Origin of the sequence: Lentzea sp. NPDC092896 (assembly GCF_044754905.1) — a bacterium.
Classification (GTDB): domain Bacteria; phylum Actinomycetota; class Actinomycetes; order Mycobacteriales; family Pseudonocardiaceae; genus Lentzea.
On the sequence record NZ_JBIVPX010000004.1, the window covers coordinates 278,154 to 295,687 of the forward strand.

The window sequence follows — 17,534 nt, forward strand, 5'->3', positions numbered from 1 at the left end:
ACAGCGACGAAGTGAGACACAGGGTGCAGAACGAGTTGCGCGTCAGCTTGCTGGGCGCGCTCGCGGCCACGGTGGACGGCAAGGAGCTCACGCTCGGTCCGCCGCGGCAGAGAGCTGTGCTCGCGGTGCTCGCGTTGCGCGCGAATCACGTCGTGTCGCGCAGTGAGCTGATCGACGCCGTGTGGGGCGAAGATCCACCCGCCAGCGCCGACAACGGCATCCACACCTACGTCGCGGGGCTGCGCAGGCTCTTCGAACCGGACCGGGCGTCGCGGGCGCCGAGTTCCGTGCTGCTCTCCACGGACGCTGGATACTTGCTGAGGCTCCCGTCCGGTAGTTCGGATGCCGCTGTTTTCCGCGCGCATCTGGACGAGGCCGGGCGGCTGCGGGACAGGCCCGCCGAGGCCATCACGGCGTTCGACGCCGCGTTGGATCTGTGGCGGGGTCTCGCTCTGGACGGCGTGCCGGGACCGTTCGCGGCGGTGGAACGCGCGCGCCTGGCCGAAATGCGACTCACGGCCGTGGAGCAGCGTGCGGCGTTGATGCTGACGGTCGGGCGTGAAGCCGAAGTGGCTGCGGAGCTCACGACGCTGGTCAGCGCGCATCCGTTGCGCGAGAGGCTGCACGGCCTGCTGATGTCGGCGTTGTTCCGCGGCGGCAGGCAGGCGGAGGCGCTCGCCGTCTACACGGACCTGCGCCGGCTGCTGATCGAGGAACTGGGCATCGAACCCGGCCCAGAGCTGCGCCACCTGCACGAACAGGTGCTGATCGGCCGGCACGACCCGCAGCCGGAACCCGCCGCGCCCGCGCTGGTGCCGGTCCAGCTGCCGCACGAGATCCGCGACTTCACCGGCAGGGAGAAGGAGCTCGCGAAGCTCGCCGAGGTCGTTCCGCACGACCACGCGCCGGTGCTCGTCGCGATCACCGGCACCGGCGGCGTCGGCAAGACCGCGCTGGCCGTGCGGTTCGCGCACCAGGTGGCGTCGCGGTTCCCGGACGGCCAGCTGCACGTCGACCTGCGCGGGTTCGACTCGTCGGCACCGCCCGTGCAGCCCGCCGCCGCGTTGCACCAGCTGCTGCAGAGCCTCGGCGTGCCGTCCGAACGCATCCCGGAGGACCTGCCCGCGAAGTCCGCGCTGTACCGCAGTGTCCTTGCGGGCAAACGGGTTCTGGTGCTGCTCGACAACGCGCGGCTGGCCGAGCAGGTCCGTCCGCTGCTGCCGGGCCGGTCGACGTCGATGGTGCTCGTGACGTCCCGAAATCACCTCGGCGGCCTCGTCGCCCGTGATGGCGCGCACTCCCTGACGTTGTCGATCCTGACGCGCGACGAGGGGCTGGCGCTGCTGACGTCCGCGGTGGGCGCGGACCGCGTCGCCGCCGAACCCGCCGCCGCGGCCAAGCTCGTCGAACTGTGCGGGCACCTGCCGCTGGCGGTGCGGATCGCGGCCGAACGCGTCGTGACGCGTCCGCATCTCACGCTGGCCGATCTCGCGAGCGATCTCGCGGACGAGCACGACAGGTTGAACGTGCTGGCCACGGGCGACGACGAGGACACGGCCGTGCGCGCCGCCTTCTCGTGGTCGTACTTGGCGCTGAAACCGGACGCCGCCAGGATGTTCCGGCTGATCGGCCTGCATCCGGGCGCCGAGATCAGCCTGGACGCCGTGGCGGCGCTGGTGGGCATGCCGGTGTCCCGGGCCCGGACGCTGGTGGACGTGCTGGCGGGCGGGCACATGCTGGAGGAGGTCGCGCGCGGCCGGTTCCGGCTGCACGACCTGCTTCGCCTGTACGCCACGGAACTCAGCGCCACCGAGGAGTCGTCGGACGGCCGCGCCGAGGCCGTGAGGCGCCTGCTGGGCTGGTACTTCGACACCGCGAACGCCGCCGGCACCGTCATCGCGCCGCCGGACCACCCCGCGTTCCTGCTGCCGCCGCTGTCCACTCAGGACTTCACCTCGCACGACGAGGCCTTCACCTGGTGCCGCACGGAATCCTCGAACCTGCTGGCGGTGGCGAGACTCGCGGAGGACCACCACTCGCCGGCGGCGTGGCAGATCCCGGTGGCGCTGTGGAACTACTTCATCGTGTCGAGTGCTCTGGACGAGTGGACTCGCACCTACCGCGTGGCCGAACGCACCGCCGCCCGTGACGGCAACCAGGTCGCCCGTGCGTGGGCGGTGCACGGCCAGGGACTCTCGGCGTTCCGCGGTCAGCGATTCGCGGACGCGCTGGAGCTCTTCGACCGCGCGCTCGCGATCCGCCGCGAGATCGGCGACGCCGCCGGTGCCGCGTGGAGTCTGACCGGCCTGGGCATGGCGTACGGCGGCCTGCGCCAGTTCGACCTCGCCGTCGAAAGGTTCGGCGAGGCCCTGCGCGGGCACGCCGAGGTCGGTTCGTGGTTCGGCGAGGGCGGCACGAGGTTGTTCCTGAGCGACAACCTGCGTTCAGCGGGCCAGTTCGAGGCGTCGCTGGCGTCGGCGCGGACGGCGTTCGAGTTGATGGACTCGCACGACGCTCCCCACGGCAAGGCCATGGCGCTGGTGAGCATCGGCTGGGCGCAGTCGAAGCTGGGACAACGCGTCGAGGCGCGCGACTCGTTCCGGCGCGCGGTCGCGTTCCTGCGCGTGCTCGGCGACCGCAAGAGTCTCGCGGAGGCGTTGCACGGCCTTGGGGAGACGAGCGCCGGTCAGCCGGACGTGGCGCGGACGCACCTGCTGGAAGCGTTGACGATCTACGAGGACTACGACCACCCGCTCACTCCCGAAGTGCGGGCACGGCTGCACGAGCTGGGATAGGGGACATCCCTGATGTGCTCGCGCTGATGCGTAGGCAAGCTACATGTCATGCAGAAGCGCGCTCGGACCCTGTTGGTGTGGCTGCACGTCGTCACGTCCGTGGGCTGGCTCAGCCAGGCCGTGGCGTTGCTCGCACTGGTGCTCTACGGCATGAAGTCGGGCGACCTCAACGCGTTCAGGATGGCGCGCTATCTCGACCACAGCGTGCTCGCGATCATGGCCAACACCAGCGCGTTCAGCGGCTTCATGCTCAGCGCGACCACGCCGTGGGGCTATTTCCGGCACTGGTGGGTGCTCGCGAAGTTCGTGATCACGATCAGCCAGCTCTACATCGGCGTCTTCATCCTGAGCGACAACCTGCAGGAAGCGCTGAACGGGCACGTCACCGCGTGGATGCCGGTCGGCACCGCGCTCATGATCAGCGCGATCGCGTTCCAGGCGTGGCTCAGCGTCGCGAAACCGTGGGGGCGCACGCCGTGGGCCGACTCGAAGGTCAAACTGCCCACGGCGAGCGCGTTCACGTTCGTCGCGGCGCTGGTCATCCCGGTGATCGACTTCGCGATCAGCCTGTGGCGCGGCAACCCGATGCCGGTGCTCATGCTGATCACGGTGATCGGCTACTCGATCAGGCGGGCCGCCAGGGCGAGGCGCCGGTCGTCGGACGCGTCGGGTCGTGGAACTTCGGCACGTCCGGCTCGTCGAGACGCAACGGCACCAAGCCCTCGGTGATCGCGGTCATGATCCGCTCGTGCGCGCGCCGGGCGTCGCCCATCGTCTCGGCGTTCAGGTCCGTCAACTCGACGGGCTTGCCGAAGTGGACCTTGAACGTCGGCCGCTTGCGCACCGCGCGCAGCCAGGACGTCAGGTACGGCAGGAGGTCCTTCCAGCCGCCGACGCTCAGGTTGCCCCAGTACACGGCCTCGTGCGCGCCCCACTGACTGATGGGGACCACCGGAATGCCGCCGCCCAACGCCATCCGGGCCACGCCGGTCTTGCCGCGCTCCGGCCACATGCCGGGGTCCAGCGTGATCTTGCCCTCGGGGTAGACGGCGATCGGATCGCCGCCCTTCTGCAACGCCGCGACGGCCCGGTGCATCGCCTCACCCACGTTCGCCGACCGCCGGTCGACGCGCAGGTGACCGCACGCCTTCAGCGCCGGGCCCATGATCGGCGCGTCGAGCAGACCGCCCGCGAGCATGAACCGCGGGTTGACGCCGATCTTGCGGCAGGCCGCGATGAGCACCATCGGGTCGAGGTTGCCGATGTGGTTGGAGGCGAGCAGCAACGGCTTGCCGAGAAGTTCCGGCGGGATGTCGCCCGAGACCTCGAGCTTGCCAGTCAGCGCGATCAGGCCCCGGTCGACCACCATGAGCACGCGCCAGAAAAGCGGTGTGGACACGCGGGGCAGCGTACGGCGTGTCGGAACAACACCGTGCCGGAACCGGGGAACCATGAGGATTCGCGCGCGTTCCCGGCGTTAACGGGGCTGGTGGGACGCGAGGGACTACCTTGTACACATGGCCGGGCGCACAGGGACTTCGAGAAAGACCACGTCACGCGGCAAAGCACCAGCCAAGCCGCGGGCGCGATCCACCGCGTCCAGAAAGCCCGCACCGCGCAAGAAGAGCGGCGGCGCCATCAGTGCCGTGTGGGGTGCTTTGGGCCGTGGCGTCGGCAGTCTCGTGCGCACCGTCAGCCGTAGCAAGGACCTCGATCCCGAACACCGTCGTGACGGCCTGGGGCTGCTGCTGATCGCGTTGGCGGTCATCACCGGCGCGGGCGTGTGGTGGCAGGCAGGCGGACCGGTCGGGCAGTGGGTCGACGTCGCCGTGCGCAGCTCCGTCGGGTTCCCGGCCGTGATCGTGCCGGTCGTGCTGCTCGGCATCGGCGTCACGCTGATGCGCACCGATCCCAAGCCCGACGCGCGGCCGCGGCTGATCATCGGTTCGTTGCTGCTGCTGATCGGCGTGCTCGGCATGTTCCACCTCATCGGCGGCCTGCCGATGGACCCGATCGAACGCCGCGACGCCGGTGGAGCCCTGGGCTATCTGGCCGGTGGGTTCCTGGCGCAGGGTTTGACGCCGTGGGTCGCCGGGCCGTTGTTGTTCCTGATCTTCGGTTACGGCCTGCTGGTCGTGACGCACACGCCGATTCGCCAGGCGCCCGAACGCATTCGCTCGCTGCTGCACCCCGGCACCAAGTCCTCGGACGAGCCCGCCGACGAGGAGGAGCCGGTCGAGGAACCGAAGCCGGTGCGCCTGCGCCGCCCGTCCCGCCGTCGTCAGGCCGTCGAGCCCGTCGAGGAGGAGACGCAGGCCGAGCTTCCGCTGGACGAGCCTGCTTCCGAGCCCGCCCCGAAGCCGGTCAAGGAGAAGAAGGCCGCCGCTCCGGCGATGGCCGTGCGCGCCGTCGAGGGCGAGTACCAGCTACCGCCACCGGACGTGCTCAAGGACGGCGACGCGCCGAAGACCCGCAGCAAGGCGAACGACCTCATGATCGAGGCGATCTCCGGCGTGCTGGACCAGTTCTCGATCGACGCCCAGGTCACCGGCTTCACCCGCGGCCCGACGGTCACGCGCTACGAGGTCGAGCTCGGCCCCGGCGTGAAGGTCGAGAAGATCACCGCGCTGACCAAGAACATCGCGTACGCCGTGGCGACCGACAACGTCCGCCTGCTGGCGCCGATCCCCGGCAAGTCCGCCGTGGGCATCGAGGTCCCGAACAGCGACCGCGAGATGGTGCGGCTGGGCGACGTGCTGCGCGCGTCGTCCACGGTCAAGGACACGCACCCGATGGTGATCGGCCTCGGCAAGGACATCGAGGGCCACATGGTCACCGCGAACCTGACGAAGATGCCGCACTTGCTCGTGGCGGGCTCGACGGGTTCCGGTAAGTCGTCGTTCGTGAACTCGATGCTGGTCTCGTTGCTGGCAAGGGCGACGCCCGACGAGGTCCGGATGATCCTGATCGACCCGAAGATGGTCGAGCTGACGCCGTACGAGGGCATCCCGCACCTGATCACGCCGATCATCACGCAGCCGAAGAAGGCGGCGGCCGCGCTGGCGTGGCTCGTGGAGGAGATGGAGCAGCGCTACCAGGACATGCAGGTCAACCGGGTGCGGCACGTCGACGACTTCAACCGCAAGGTGAAGTCCGGCGAGATCACCGCGCCGCCCGGCTCCGAGCGCGTCTACCGGCCGTACCCGTACATCATGGCGATCGTCGACGAGCTCGCCGACCTGATGATGACCGCACCTCGTGACGTGGAAGACGCCATCGTCCGCATCACGCAGAAGGCCCGTGCGGCCGGCATCCACCTCGTCCTGGCGACGCAGCGGCCGTCCGTCGACGTCGTCACCGGCCTGATCAAGACGAACGTCCCGTCGCGCCTGGCGTTCGCGACGTCGTCCCTGACGGACTCGCGGGTCATCCTGGACCAGCCGGGCGCCGAGAAGCTGATCGGCATGGGCGACGCCCTGTACCTGCCGATGGGCGCCTCGAAGCCGGTGCGCATCCAGGGCGCGTTCGTGGGCGACGAGGAGATCTCGTCGATCGTCGAGTTCACCAAGAACCAGGCGCAGCCCGAGTACACCGACGGCGTCACGGCGCAGAAGGCCGCGGAGAAGAAGGAGGTCGACGCCGACATCGGCGACGACCTGGAACTTCTGGTGCAGGCGACCGAGCTGATCGTGACGTCGCAGTTCGGCTCGACGTCGATGCTGCAACGCAAGCTGCGCGTCGGGTTCGCGAAGGCGGGGCGCCTCATGGACCTGCTGGAGACCCGTGGCGTGGTCGGACCGTCCGAGGGCTCGAAGGCGCGCGAGGTGCTGATCAAGCCGGACGAGCTCGAGAACACGGTCTACCTGATGCGCGGAGGCGGCCCCGCCGACGACGAGGACTAGTGCAGGGGAGTCTTCTCGCCCCGGTCAGGCCAACGCTGGAGGACCGGTGGCCGTCCCAGGTCCTTGCGGATCTGGTTCATCAGGGCACGCCGGAGATCAGCGGTCATGACGCCGACGTTGCTGTCGGTCGTCGGTTGTCCCTTCTCCACGGCGGCCGCGATGTCGACCAGCTCCCAGTGGTAGCGCTTGGTCGCCGCGAACACGGCTTCACCGCCCACCAGGTCCAGCTGGGTCCTGGCCTCGGTCACCAGTCGTACGAGGTCGTGGATCTCGTCGACGTCCGGTTCCGCGCCCGACGAGATCCGCTGTTGCCCGGCCCGCGTCAGGAACTGGGCCAGCTGCAACGTCGCCGTCAGGTAGTCGGCGCCGGCCGTGCGCAGTTCGGTGCGATCGGCTGTCTGTTGCTGCCACAGGTGAATGCGTCTGGCCTGGAAGAACTGGAGGCCTGCTCCGACCAACACGCCGAAGATGGCTGCGCTGGCGGTGACCAAAGCGCTCATGACTCCTGGCATGAACGAATGATCGCGTGTGCTGTCAACCTGTTCGGAAGCCACCCGCCCGAAGGACCGCCTTGTCGCGTCCGGCGAGATCAAGGCGGTCGTTCGCGACCCGGTGACTACTTCAGGCCGGCCTTCTGGATGCTCGTGGCCGTGGAGCTCGCGCTGCCACCGAACTCGCGCACCGCGGCGTAGTACAGGTCAGCGGTGCGCTTGCACGCCCAGTTGCTGCCGCACTGCTTGTACATGTCGGACTTGAAGTTGTTGTCGATGCGCAGGCGGTTCGTCTCGTTCCACCGGCCCTGCCGCTTGTAGTTGCGGTAGCCGAAGTCGTGACGCTCGCAGGTCGGCAGGAACTTGAAGCCGAAGGGGTTGTCCGGCGAGTACGAACAGCCGTCGGACGACCAGTCGAGCTGGCCCGCGTAGGGCTGCTGCGCGCGCAATGTTGTGAACTGGCTGATGGTCTTCGAGAACAGGTAGTCGTCGGTCACCGCGACGATGTCCACGGCGTGCGCGGGGGCACTCGTGAAGATCAGGGCGATGGAGGCGGCGACACCCACGAAGGCGGAGCGCAGGGTCTTCGTCGACATGGCGAGCTCCTCGGAGTGTGAGCAGGGTCTCGCCAAGTTGTAGCGGGTGATCGACTGTCCTCGGTAGACACGATCTGATGAACGTCAGGTGATCATGTGTCCGCACGCGATCGCGGTGGCCACGCGGAGTTCGCGGGGCAGTCCCAGGGAGTGCAGCATTTCGTTGTCCGCTACTCCGCCGAGCAGATGGCCGCCCAGTTTCTGCTCCGCCAAACGGAGGCAGATGGTCTGCGCCGCGGCACCTGCTTCGATCAAGCCGAAGCGTCCCGCGCGTTCGCCGTACTTCTCGAACGAGTCTTTGTCCGTTAACACCAGGACGATCGTCAGCGGGGGCACCTCGGGCGTGCCGAGGATCTCGGCCAGGTTCTCCGGTGCCGGGCCGATGTCCTGCAACGCGTGGCGTGCGATGTCGTAGCGGACCGCGCGGCCGTCGTAGAACGCGTAGCAGCGCAACGGATGCAACCCACCCGCGGACGGGACGCTGTTGTCCGACAGTGCGCCCAGGACGGTGCCGAGCTGCTTGTCCGTCAACGGTTTCGGCGCGAACTCCCGCGTGCTTCTGCGCGCCTGGAACAGCTTCTGCAACCGGTCGTGCGGACGGGGCAGCGGAACGGGCGGTGACGGCAGTTCGAGCGGGTCGATCAACGCCGGCTGCGGCCGGAAGTCGCGCAGCCGGTCGCCGAGCCTGCGCTGGTGCAGCGGTGAGAACCGGCTCGCGGCCCAGAAGTCGTCGAACATCGGCGTCACCCCAGCGGATGCGGTGCGGGATTGGGGAACACGCCCGGCGAGGCGTGCGGGTAGCGCCGGCCGAGCTCACGGGCCCGCCCGCCGAGGTGCGGCCAGCGGTGGTCCGAGTGCAGCGGCGCGAGGTCGGGGGACAGGACGCGGACGCAGTGCAGTCCGACGGCCGACAGCTCCGGCGTGGTGAGCTCGCGGTAGGCGAGGCGGATGTCCGCGCGGTCGAGGGCGTGCACGAGTTCGGTCAGTTCCCCGCTGGTGCCACGGGCTTCGGCGTCGCGCGGCGGGTCCGTCTCGAAGCCGCCGAACCACGGCAGCGCGTCCCACTTCGACGGGTGCGTGGCGTAGTAGACGGCGTGCTCGTCGAAGTCGGTGACCTCGTCGATCGGCTGGTCGCCGTTGCGCGCCAGCCAGACCTCGATGAACACCGTGCCCTGGATCCACTCCTCGTAGGCCTTCCGCACCGCTTCCGCCACGGTCGCGCGGCAGGCGAGTCCCAGCGTCGGCCGAGGTTTGCCCGCGATCGGCAGCGAGCCCGCGACGGCGACCACCGGGTGCGGGCTGTAGGCGGGTGTGAGGTCGAACGCCATCGCGCCGTGCGGCAGGTCGGCGTCGAACCGTTGCGGTGCGAGGGAATGCAGCCAGGTCGTGGTGAACGCGTCGCGCTCGACCAGTTCCTGCAACGCTCGCAGCAACGCGCTGGTCGTCGACGGACCGGCCGCGAGCCCCGACGACGTCGCGGGCAGCCCGTACGAGGCGTCCAGGCCGACGAGACCGGCGGGCACGCGGATCGGTTCGTTGCCGGGCAACGTCCACGCCCGTGTGTACGGTGTGTCGACGTATCCCTTGCGGTAGCGGTAGTTCGGGGCCACGCGCTGCTCGACCGTGTGCAGGCTGAAGTGTTCCAACGGCCAGCACTCGCCGTCCGTGGCGATCTCCAGCGGCGCCCGTGCGGCCGCGTGCCGTTCCAGTGCCTCGGCCACCGCCGCGACCTTCGACGTGCCACCGGACGTACCGCCGGTGGCGAACGGCTCGGGCACCGCGGCCCAGCCCTCGACGTCCACATCGGACAGACTGTGCGGCACCGGGTGCAGTTGAGACACCACACCCTGCCGCCAGCCGACCGCGCGCTCGATCAGCGCCTCCGCGACGGTCTTCACCGCTTCCCCCGGTAGTGCCGGAAGATCCAGTGACCCAATGCCAGTGCACCGCCGATGTAGAGCACGCCGACGACCCACACGGCTCCTTCGCCGAGGGTGGCGAGCGGTCCCAGCGCGAACAACACGACGAACGGCTCGACGACCCACAGCGCCGCCCAGCCGAGCAGCCGGAGCAGGCTCATCCACGGCTTCGGCGACCGGGCGAGGAACCCGGCGGCGCCTGCCCACCCCAGCGCGGCCGCGAAGCCCCCGAGCCACCAGCCCCAGTGCAGGTCGAAGACCGCGCCCAGCGTGACGAACGGCAGCACGACGACGAGCAACGGGAAGATCGCGGCGGGAAGCACGAGCGCGCTGCGCGGCCGGGGAAGCTCTTTGGTGTCCTGGTACAGGGCTTCCGGGATGTGCACGGCCGCGCCGACCGAGGAAACCGCGCAACAGCAACAACAACAGCAACAGGTGGGCGTCGCGGCGTTGGCGGCGGCCGCACCCGGTGAGAACTGGTCAGGTAACCGGACTGCCGTCGCGTTCATGGTTCCCCCAAGGAAGTGACACGCGCCCGAACTGGACCTTCGGGCAGATCTCGCAGTCGGCGGCGGGCAGCACGCTCTCGCGCGTCGTCGTGAACTCGTCGAGGTTGACGGTGACGACCGCGTCCAGCAGGGCCAGCGAGCCACCGCGGATGTTCTGAATCGCCTGCAGGGCAAGGGAAATCGGGAAGTCGTGCCGAAGGGCTCCCGGCAGCGGGGGAGGCGGCGGATCCCCCCACCGCCGCCCCGCCCGCACCGCGAGGCACGCCAGGCACGCGCCGGCACCGGGCACCACGAAGGGCCCGACGGCGGCGGTGTGGTGGTACGCGAGGTCCAGCAACAGGTGCGGGACCGTCGTCTCGCGCGCCACCTCGATCAGGTCGACCAGCGTGCCGGTCGTCCGCACGACGAGCAGCAGGTCCGGATTCTCGTTGTGCGGCAACCGCTCTACCAGCCCGGCGGGTGCCTTCCCGACGACGCGCGTGCCGACCCCCATCGGCTTCGCGTCGTCGTTCGGCAACCCGGCCGGGCGGAGAGCGCCCAGGGTCCTCAGCTGGGCCACGTGCCGGCGAACCGGTTCCCCCAACCGGCTCTCGTCGACCGTTCGAGCCACTCCCCTCAAAACTGGCTCGAACAGTCCTGCCAGCGCCACGGCCACCGCCCTGGGCAGGTCTGGCATCAGGTACGCGAGATCGGCTCCCGCGTACACGACAAGGCCTTCGTCCCTCACCTGCGCGTGCCAGGCGGGATCAGCGACCAGGCTCATCCTCGTCCCCCCTCGCCAGGAAGCACTCGATCTCCTGCTCGCTCGGCAGATCTCCCGCCGGATCCATGAGGTTCTCGGCGATCGGCGGCAACGGCTGCTCCGCCCACGCCGGCTGGTAGTCGTCGCTGGGCAGCAACCCGTGCCGCGACGCGAACTCCTCGGCCGCGTCCCGGATCGACTCCCGCAGCGTCCCCACCACCGCGGTCTCCGCCGTGTACGTCAGCTCGACCAGCAACGCCCGCACGTTCTCGAGCTGGTTCTCGTCACCGGCCTTGCGTGCGAGCTCAGGCCAGAACTGCCGTTCGAACAACCGCACGAAGTCCGCCGCCACCGCGTCGGTCGCCGTGCGCAGGCGCGTGAAGCTGTCCATGACGTCATCGCTGGGCACCCTGAGGCCGGCAAGCCTGCCGCCCGCTTCGAGTGCCCAGCGACGCGTGTGCGGCCAGCCGTACTTCCACCGCACCAAGCCCAACCGCATAGCCCGGAGGAGGAGTCGCGGTTGGACGTCTCCGGTCGGAATCAGGTGCTTGATGTCGCGCACCTTGATCCGAACCCAGTCGTCGGGCCCCTCGGCCTCGCTGAAGCCGAGGACCGCGGCGACCGACTCGCCCTTCTCGCGTGCCGTGATCAGCTCGGCGATCGCCGGCAGCGAGAACCCCCGCTGCTGCAACCGCTGCACCAACGTCAACCGCTCGACGTGCGAGGCGTCGTAGTACGCCACGCGACCCTGCCGTCTCGGCGCGTGCAGCACACCCTTCGTCTGGTACATGCGAATGGTGCTGCTGGGCAGGCCGATCCGGGCAGCGAGCTCGTCGACGGTCAGCGATTCGGGCACGCCCCAGATCTTGGCCCTGCCCGTTAGTCGAGTCAAGACTCTTCGAGTAATCACTCGAAGAGTTAGAGCTCCAGGAGCATCCGGCTGTTGCCGAGCGTGTTCGGCTTCACGTAGCTCAGGTCGAGGAACTCGGCGACGCCCTCGTCCACCGATCGCATGATCTCCTCGTAGACCTCGGGGCTCACCGGTGTGCCCTCGATCTCGATGAAGCCGTGCTTGGTGAAGAACTTGGTCTCGAACGTCAGCACGAAGATCCGCGCGAGCTGCAGCTCCTTCGCCGTCGCGATGAGCTGCGCCACGATCCGGTGGCCGACGCCCTTGCCCAGCGCCATGGGGGAGACCGCGACGGATCGGATCTCGGCCAGGTCCTCCCACATCACGTGCAGGGCCCCGACGCCGAGCAGCTCGCCGTCCTCCTCGGCCACCCAGAACTCCTGGACCGCCTCGTACAGCGTGACCAGCGGTTTGGCCAGCAGAACCTTGCCCGCGTACCCGTCGATCAGCGCCTTCATGGCGCGTACGTCACTGGTGCGGGCGCGCCGCACGACTACCCCACTGGTCACAACCGACAAGTATGAGGTGGGCACGATTCCGGCCTGACAGCCCGACCCGGTTACTCTGAGCGCCGTGTCTTCTCCCACCACTCCGCGACGTGTGTCGCTGCTGACCCTGGGCTGTGCCCGCAACGAGGTCGACTCCGAAGAACTCGCCGGGCGCCTCGGTGAGGGCGGCTGGGAGCTGGTGGACGAGGGCGCGGACGTCGTCGTCGTCAACACGTGCGGCTTCGTCGAGCAGGCCAAGAAGGACTCGGTCGACACGCTGCTCGCCGCGTCCGACACCGGGGCCAAGGTGGTCGCGGTCGGGTGCATGGCCGAGCGGTACGGCAAGGAGCTCGCGGACAGCCTCCCGGAGGCGGCCGCGGTCCTGGGCTTCGACCAGTACAACGACCTGGCCGAGCGCCTGCAGGACGTGCTGCACGGCAAGCCCGTCGAGTCGCACGTGCCGGTCGATCGCCGCACGTTGCTGCCGATCACGCCCGTGAAGCGCCAGGACGCCAAGAACGACGTGCAGGTGCCCGGCCACGGCTGGGGGCCCACCAAGACGCCACGGCGAAGGCTGGACGACGCCCCCGTGGCGCCGTTGAAGATCGCGTCCGGCTGTGACCGGCGGTGCAGCTTCTGCGCCATCCCGAGCTTCCGCGGCGCGTTCGTGTCGCGGCACCCGGACGAGGTCGTGGCCGAGGCCATGTGGCTCGCCGAGAACGGCGTCAAGGAGCTGTTCCTCGTCAGCGAGAACTCGACGAGCTACGGCAAGGACCTGCCGCGGGAGCAGGGGGCGCTGGAGCAGCTGCTGCCGCGCCTCGCGAGCATCCCCGGCGTCGAGCGGGTGCGGGTGAGCTACCTGCAGCCGGCCGAGACCAAGCCGAGCCTCGTCGCGGCCATCGCGAAGACCGACAAGGTCGCGAACTACTTCGACATGTCGTTCCAGCACTCCAGCGAGAACGTGCTGCGCCGCATGCGCCGGTTCGGCGACACCGACAGCTTCCTCAAGCTCGTGTGGCAGATCCGCGAGCACGCGCCCGAGGCGGGCATCCGCAGCAACTTCATCGTGGGCTTCCCCGGCGAGACCGAAGCCGACCTGCAGGAACTCGAACGGTTCCTCACGGAGGCGCGGCTCGACGCCGTCGGCATCTTCGGTTACTCCGACGAGGACGGCACCGAGGCCGAGGGGCTCGAGGGCAAGCTCGACGCGGACACCATCGCGGAACGGGTGCAGCGGATCGGCAACCTCGTCGAGGAGCTGACCAGCCAGCGCGCCGAGGACCGCGTGGGCGACGAGGTCCTCGTGCTGATCGAGCACGAGGAGGACGACGAGAGCGACTGCGTCGGCCGGGCCGAGCACCAGGCGCCCGAGGTCGACGGCGAGTGCATCGTGCTCGAGGCCGAGGGGCTCAAGCGCGGCGACTTCGTGCGCTGCCGCGTGGTCGACTCCGAGGGCGTGGACCTGGTCGTAGAGGTCATCGCGACATGACTGAGGCCAGGAAGGTCCCGCTGCTCAACGTCGCCAACGTCCTCACGGTGGCGCGGATGCTGCTCGTTCCGGTCTTCCTGTTCTCCCTGTTCGAAGCGGGCGGCTTCGACACGACGTGGCGCCTCATCGCGTTCGGGATCTTCGCCGTCGCGAGCTTCACCGACCACATCGACGGCACGCTCGCCCGCAAGCACGGGCTCATCACCGACTTCGGCAAGATCGCGGATCCGATCGCGGACAAGGCGCTGACCGGGTCCGCGCTGGTCGGCCTGAGCATGCTCGACGTGCTGCCGTGGTGGATCACGATCACCATCGCCGTGCGCGAGGTCGGCATCACGCTGCTGCGGTTCTGGGTGATCCGCTACGGCGTCATCCCCGCCAGCCGCGGCGGCAAGGCCAAGACGCTGGCCCAGGTCATCGCGATCGGACTGTTCGTGCTCCCGCAGAACGACGTGCTGCAGCTCATCGCGTGGGTGATCATGGCCGTCGCGCTGGTCCTCACCATCGTCACGGGAATCGACTACGTCATCCGCGCGTTCAAGATGAAGGCAAGGGCAGGACGGGCGGTGCTGTGACCAGCGTCGTCGAACTGCTCAAAGCGAAGAACCAGACCGTCGCCACGGCCGAGTCGCTGACCGCGGGTCTGCTGTGCGCGACGATCGTCGACACACCGGGGGCGAGTGCCGTGGTCCGCGGTGGGTTGATCGTCTACGCCACCGAGCTCAAACACGAGCTCGCGGGCGTGGACCAGCGGTTGCTCGACGAGCACGGAGCCGTGCATCCCGAGGTCGCGATCCAACTGGCCGAAGGCGCCAAGAAAAGGTGCAAATCGGACTGGGGAATCGGGCTCACCGGGGTGGCCGGCCCCGATCCGCAGGACGGAGTCGCTCCGGGGACGGTCCACATCGGCTTGAGCGGCCCTGGAGTGTCCACAGTGCGGACAATCACGGTGAGTGGCGACCGCAGAGCGGTCCGTTCCGCCGCCGTGGAGAAAGCGCTGGTCCTGCTCTCGGATTACCTGCTGGTGACCGATCCCGGGAACAAACGATGACTCCGCGTTCGTTCGCCCTTGGCGGACGTGTTCGGAAGTCAGTGCCCGTTGTCGGTGTCGATCGGTAACGTAGGGACACGGCCGGCCGGAAGGAGGCGCGCGATGACCGTGCTGCTACGCGAGGCGATCGGTGATCGACTTCGCCATGCCCGCACCAACCAACGCCGCACGCTGCGCGAGGTCTCTCGGACCGCCCGCGTGAGCCTGGGGTACCTGTCCGAGGTGGAGCGCGGCCGCAAAGAGGCGTCCAGCGAGCTCCTCGCGGCCATATGTGACGCGTTAGAACTGCCCTTGTCCGAGTTGCTGCACCACGTCGCCTCCGACATCGGCGCCGTCCAGCAGACGCCGGACACGGTTCCCGACACCGTCCCGAACGGACGTTCGGACCGGGGCAAGCTGGAAGGTGGCCGTGTGCTGCCGTCCACGCTCTCGGACGACCTGTCCGATCTGCGCCTGCAGCCCATGCTCAGTCACAGGCTCACGAGCAAGATCGGCGAGACGCCGAAGGCAGTCGTCGCGGCGTAATCCCATGTCATCCACGACCCCGCTCGCCCCGATGGCGAGCGGGGTCGCCTGCATTCGGGTGACGTGTCACCGACTGTGGTCCCCGCCACGTGACGGTCTGCAACAAGATTGCGTCTTCGGACGTTCAACAGGGCAACGGCGCTTCGGGCTGAACGGCAGGCAACGGCTTGGCATCAGCACGCTGGGTCACCGCGTCCTGGGGCGCGGGTGAGGGCAGGATTGGCACGTCGTCAGGCGTGTACTCCTAAGTCCCGGGGTGGGTCAGGGTGTTCCCGGATATCTCCCCGTGTCGGTGGATACGCCGACGCACAATTGAGACGATGGATCCAACACCGGCACCGAGAAGGCAGGCGTAGGAGATGGCCAGTCCGTTCGTGAAGTTCTGGAAGTACCTGATGGCGTCGTTCTCGTCGAAGATCGACGAGCACGCTGACCCGAAGGTGCAGATCCAGCAGGCCATCGAGGAGGCGCAGCGGCAGCACCAGGCCCTCTCTCAGCAGGCTGCGGCCGTCATCGGCAACCAGCGCCAGCTGGAGATGAAGCTGAACCGCCAGCTGGGCGACGTCGAGAAGCTGCAGGCCTCCGCCCGTCAGGCCCTCGTGCTCGCCGACGAGGCGCGCTCCAAGGGCGACGAGCAGAAGGCGACGCAGTTCGAGAACGCGGCGCAGAGCTTCGCCACCCAGCTCGTCACCGCAGAGCAGGGCATCGAGGACCTCAAGACGCTGCACGACCAGTCCCTGCAGGCCGCCGCACAGGCCAAGCAGGCGGTCGAGCGCAACTCGATGATGCTGCAGCAGAAGCTGGCCGAGCGCACCAAGCTCCTCAGCCAGCTGGAGCAGGCCAAGATGCAGGAGCAGGTCTCCGCGTCGCTGACCCAGATGAGCGAACTCGCCGCGCCGGGCAACGTGCCGTCGCTGGAAGAGGTTCGCGACAAGATCGAGAAGCGCTACGCGACCGCGATCGGATCCGCCGAGCTCGCCCAGAACTCGGTGCAGGGCCGGATGCTCGAGGTGCAGGCCTCGACCACCCAGATGGCCGGTTCGTCGCGTCTCGAGCAGATCCGCGCGTCCATGCACGGCGGTCAGGCGAACACGCCGGCGCAGGTGACGGCGGGCAACAGCGCGGCCGCGCAGATTCAGGCCGAGATCGCGCAGCGCGTCCAGCAGGAGCAGAAGACCACGCAGCAGCAGGTCCCGCCGGCTCAGAACTGAGCGGGACGTAAGGAGCCAGCAGGTGATCATGGAGCCCTGGAGAAACCGTCCCAACAACGAGATCGTCCGCAAGGTCGTCAACGAGTTGGGTGCGTCGCTCCAGGGCCACCCGCTGGCCGAGCAGGCGCGCTACCGCATGCAGAAGTGGAACGACCCGCGCGCCAAGCTCGAACGCAAGCGCAAGCGCACGAACGCCGTGCTGACGTTCTGGCTGATCGTCATCTCGATGCTCGGCACCCTCGCGGTGCTTGGCTTCACCGGCGTGCTCGGCACGTGGGCCGCCGTCACCGGCTCGATCGGCGCTGCGGTGCCCGCCGTCCTCGCCGTGCGCAGCGGGTTCAAGCTGCGTGAGCTGGGGGTCGCCCGGCAACGGCTCGCGTTGTCGCCGCCGCCACCGCCCCGGCCGCCGCTGCCGGCGCACATCTCGTCCGCGCGCGTTCCGATGGAGAAGCTGCACGGCGCCGAGGACACGATGACCCAGCTGCTCGTGCAGCTCGACTCGCCCGCGCTCACGTCGATGCCGACCGAGTCCGTCCAGCACGCCCGGCAGACCGCCCAGGAGGCCTCCTCGGCGATCCGCGCGGTCTCCGCACAGCTCCAGGCCGTCGAACGCGCTCGGGACACCGCGCCGCCGCTGGAGCGCGCGCCGTTGGTCGAGGGCGTGCGGGTGCTCAGGATGCAACTGGCGGACGGCGTCGACCGCTACTGTGCGTTGGTGGCCGAGGCGGGCAAGGCCCTGGCGGCGAGCACGCTGTTCCAGAATCCGGGCGAGGTGCTGGACGACGCCACGGACCACATGGCCGGTCTCGCGTCCGCGATGCGAGACGTGTCAGGCTATTCAGCGCACTGAATGTGACGCTCAGTAGTCGCGTGCGCCTATTCGGCGGTTCTCTCTGGAGATCTTTA

The 17,534-nt window shown here is 68.9% G+C and carries 18 protein-coding genes; 9 read left to right on the top strand and 9 right to left on the bottom strand.

What is annotated here, in order from left to right; genetic code table 11:
- The first annotated feature begins 23 nt into the window (after window positions 1-23).
- The gene (locus ACIQF0_RS22240; protein WP_401032038.1) at window positions 24-2,795 is read left to right on the top strand and encodes a BTAD domain-containing putative transcriptional regulator; all 2,772 of its coding nucleotides are present in this window, start codon (window positions 24-26) and stop codon (window positions 2,793-2,795) included.
- A gap of 48 nt (window positions 2,796-2,843) precedes the next feature.
- Entirely contained in the window at window positions 2,844-3,524 is a 681-nt protein-coding gene (locus ACIQF0_RS22245; protein WP_401032041.1) for a hypothetical protein, read from the top strand.
- Here ACIQF0_RS22245 and ACIQF0_RS22250 read toward each other — a convergent pair.
- Window positions 3,421-4,194, bottom strand: coding sequence for a lysophospholipid acyltransferase family protein (locus ACIQF0_RS22250; RefSeq protein WP_401032044.1), 774 nt, complete (start codon window positions 4,192-4,194; stop codon window positions 3,421-3,423). The genes ACIQF0_RS22245 and ACIQF0_RS22250 overlap by 104 nt on opposite strands.
- 118 nt (window positions 4,195-4,312) lie before the next feature.
- On the opposite strand from ACIQF0_RS22250, the gene ACIQF0_RS22255 reads away from it, so the two are divergent.
- Window positions 4,313-6,697, top strand: coding sequence for a DNA translocase FtsK (locus tag ACIQF0_RS22255; RefSeq protein WP_401032047.1), 2,385 nt, complete (start codon window positions 4,313-4,315; stop codon window positions 6,695-6,697).
- On the opposite strand, the gene ACIQF0_RS22260 is transcribed toward ACIQF0_RS22255, so the two are convergent.
- The 8 genes from ACIQF0_RS22260 to ACIQF0_RS22295 all read right to left on the bottom strand — a co-directional run bounded on the left by ACIQF0_RS22260 (window position 6,694) and on the right by ACIQF0_RS22295 (window position 12,373).
- A complete protein-coding gene (locus tag ACIQF0_RS22260; RefSeq protein WP_401032050.1) occupies window positions 6,694-7,197 on the bottom strand; it encodes a hypothetical protein in 504 nt (167 codons plus the stop codon). The two genes, ACIQF0_RS22255 and ACIQF0_RS22260, sit on opposite strands and share 4 nt — an antisense overlap.
- A gap of 116 nt (window positions 7,198-7,313) precedes the next feature.
- Entirely contained in the window at window positions 7,314-7,784 is a 471-nt protein-coding gene (locus ACIQF0_RS22265) for a phospholipase (protein ID WP_360048049.1), read from the bottom strand.
- Window positions 7,785-7,868: 84 nt separating this feature from the next.
- Window positions 7,869-8,522 carry a nitroreductase family protein gene (locus ACIQF0_RS22270; RefSeq protein WP_401032054.1) on the bottom strand — a complete coding sequence of 218 codons (654 nt, stop codon included), beginning with the start codon at window positions 8,520-8,522 and terminating at the stop codon, window positions 7,869-7,871.
- Between the two features lie 5 nt (window positions 8,523-8,527).
- Entirely contained in the window at window positions 8,528-9,682 is a 1,155-nt protein-coding gene (locus ACIQF0_RS22275; protein ID WP_401032057.1) for a YcaO-like family protein, read from the bottom strand.
- A complete protein-coding gene (locus ACIQF0_RS22280; protein WP_401032060.1) occupies window positions 9,679-10,212 on the bottom strand; it encodes a hypothetical protein in 534 nt (177 codons plus the stop codon). Before ACIQF0_RS22280 ends, ACIQF0_RS22275 begins: the two co-directional genes overlap by 4 nt.
- Window positions 10,184-10,975 (bottom strand): hypothetical protein, encoded by a 792-nt coding sequence (locus ACIQF0_RS22285; protein WP_401032063.1) that lies wholly within the window; start codon window positions 10,973-10,975, stop codon window positions 10,184-10,186. Before ACIQF0_RS22285 ends, ACIQF0_RS22280 begins: the two co-directional genes overlap by 29 nt.
- Window positions 10,959-11,810, bottom strand: coding sequence for a MerR family transcriptional regulator (locus tag ACIQF0_RS22290; protein WP_360048057.1), 852 nt, complete (start codon window positions 11,808-11,810; stop codon window positions 10,959-10,961). Before ACIQF0_RS22290 ends, ACIQF0_RS22285 begins: the two co-directional genes overlap by 17 nt.
- A gap of 62 nt (window positions 11,811-11,872) precedes the next feature.
- The gene (locus ACIQF0_RS22295; protein ID WP_093597550.1) at window positions 11,873-12,373 is read right to left on the bottom strand and encodes an amino-acid N-acetyltransferase; all 501 of its coding nucleotides are present in this window, start codon (window positions 12,371-12,373) and stop codon (window positions 11,873-11,875) included.
- A 64-nt stretch (window positions 12,374-12,437) separates the two neighbouring features.
- On the opposite strand from ACIQF0_RS22295, the gene rimO reads away from it, so the two are divergent.
- The 6 genes from rimO (at window position 12,438) to ACIQF0_RS22325 (ending at window position 17,478) form a co-directional block, all read left to right on the top strand.
- Window positions 12,438-13,841, top strand: a complete 1,404-nt coding sequence (gene rimO, locus ACIQF0_RS22300) for a 30S ribosomal protein S12 methylthiotransferase RimO (protein WP_401032068.1) — start codon at window positions 12,438-12,440, stop codon at window positions 13,839-13,841.
- A complete protein-coding gene (gene pgsA, locus ACIQF0_RS22305; protein ID WP_360048061.1) occupies window positions 13,838-14,416 on the top strand; it encodes a CDP-diacylglycerol--glycerol-3-phosphate 3-phosphatidyltransferase in 579 nt (192 codons plus the stop codon). The genes rimO and pgsA overlap by 4 nt, the downstream gene beginning before the upstream one ends.
- On the top strand, window positions 14,413-14,892 hold the full coding sequence (locus ACIQF0_RS22310) for a CinA family protein (protein WP_360048062.1): 480 nt from the start codon (window positions 14,413-14,415) through the stop codon (window positions 14,890-14,892). The genes pgsA and ACIQF0_RS22310 overlap by 4 nt, the downstream gene beginning before the upstream one ends.
- 102 nt (window positions 14,893-14,994) lie before the next feature.
- Window positions 14,995-15,417: a helix-turn-helix transcriptional regulator gene (locus ACIQF0_RS22315; protein WP_360048063.1), complete on the top strand. Its 423-nt coding sequence runs from the start codon at window positions 14,995-14,997 to the stop codon at window positions 15,415-15,417.
- Window positions 15,418-15,776: 359 nt separating this feature from the next.
- On the top strand, window positions 15,777-16,628 hold the full coding sequence (locus ACIQF0_RS22320) for a PspA/IM30 family protein (protein ID WP_093597530.1): 852 nt from the start codon (window positions 15,777-15,779) through the stop codon (window positions 16,626-16,628).
- A gap of 28 nt (window positions 16,629-16,656) precedes the next feature.
- Window positions 16,657-17,478, top strand: a complete 822-nt coding sequence (locus ACIQF0_RS22325; RefSeq protein ID WP_360048064.1) for a hypothetical protein — start codon at window positions 16,657-16,659, stop codon at window positions 17,476-17,478.
- Window positions 17,479-17,534: the final 56 nt, after the last annotated feature.

Excerpts from the sequence above, each read along its gene's own strand:
- ACIQF0_RS22255 (WP_401032047.1), top strand. The coding sequence starts at position 4,313 with ATGGCCGGGCGCACAGGGACTTCGAGAAAGACCACGTCACGCGGCAAA.
- ACIQF0_RS22320 (WP_093597530.1), top strand. The coding sequence starts at position 15,777 with ATGGCCAGTCCGTTCGTGAAGTTCTGGAAGTACCTGATGGCGTCGTTC.
- ACIQF0_RS22270 (WP_401032054.1), bottom strand. The coding sequence starts at position 8,522 with ATGTTCGACGACTTCTGGGCCGCGAGCCGGTTCTCACCGCTGCACCAG.
- ACIQF0_RS22260 (WP_401032050.1), bottom strand. The coding sequence starts at position 7,197 with ATGAGCGCTTTGGTCACCGCCAGCGCAGCCATCTTCGGCGTGTTGGTC.
- ACIQF0_RS22285 (WP_401032063.1), bottom strand. The coding sequence starts at position 10,975 with ATGAGCCTGGTCGCTGATCCCGCCTGGCACGCGCAGGTGAGGGACGAA.
- pgsA (WP_360048061.1), top strand. The coding sequence starts at position 13,838 with ATGACTGAGGCCAGGAAGGTCCCGCTGCTCAACGTCGCCAACGTCCTC.
- ACIQF0_RS22265 (WP_360048049.1), bottom strand. The coding sequence starts at position 7,784 with ATGTCGACGAAGACCCTGCGCTCCGCCTTCGTGGGTGTCGCCGCCTCC.
- ACIQF0_RS22280 (WP_401032060.1), bottom strand. The coding sequence starts at position 10,212 with ATGAACGCGACGGCAGTCCGGTTACCTGACCAGTTCTCACCGGGTGCG.
- ACIQF0_RS22245 (WP_401032041.1), top strand. The coding sequence starts at position 2,844 with ATGCAGAAGCGCGCTCGGACCCTGTTGGTGTGGCTGCACGTCGTCACG.
- ACIQF0_RS22325 (WP_360048064.1), top strand. The coding sequence starts at position 16,657 with ATGGAGCCCTGGAGAAACCGTCCCAACAACGAGATCGTCCGCAAGGTC.
- ACIQF0_RS22315 (WP_360048063.1), top strand. The coding sequence starts at position 14,995 with ATGACCGTGCTGCTACGCGAGGCGATCGGTGATCGACTTCGCCATGCC.